1 protein-coding gene is annotated in these 403 nt (G+C 84.1%); it reads right to left on the reverse strand.

Going from position 1 to position 403, the window contains the following annotated elements:
- Window positions 1–387 (reverse strand): hypothetical protein (locus GTR02_RS22180; RefSeq protein WP_205709841.1); only part of this gene is annotated, 387 nt, incomplete at its 3' end.
- Window positions 388–403: the final 16 nt, after the last annotated feature.

Consider the following 403-nt stretch of genomic DNA (forward strand, 5'->3'; position numbering starts at 1 on the left):
CCAGCCGACGGCGCCCGCGGCGGCGCCGGCGGTCGCGGTCGCGGCGAGCGGCAGGGCCCCGGCGGCGACGCCCGCGCCGGTGCCCAGGGCGGCGACGACCGCGGCCCCTGCCGCGGCGGCCGTGACGAGGCTGCGCAACGCCCCGCGGCCGAGGACCGCGCGCGCCGGGAACGCTCCGCGCAGCAGGAACTCGACCTCCGGCGCCGACGTGCGGAGCACCCCCGCGCGCCGGGCCCCCGCCGCCGCCACGAGCGCCACGACGGCCGTCGCGGCGGCCAGGAGGACCAGCGGGTCGGTGCCGCCGAGGACCGGCAGCAGCGCCCGCCCGCCCGCGACCGCGGCCCGCCAGGCCGCGGGCGCGTACAGCGTGGCCAGGAGCAGGGCCACGTACGCGGAGTACCCG

It is taken from the genome of Kineococcus siccus, assembly GCF_009906795.1.
Lineage (GTDB): Bacteria > Actinomycetota > Actinomycetes > Actinomycetales > Kineococcaceae > Kineococcus > Kineococcus siccus.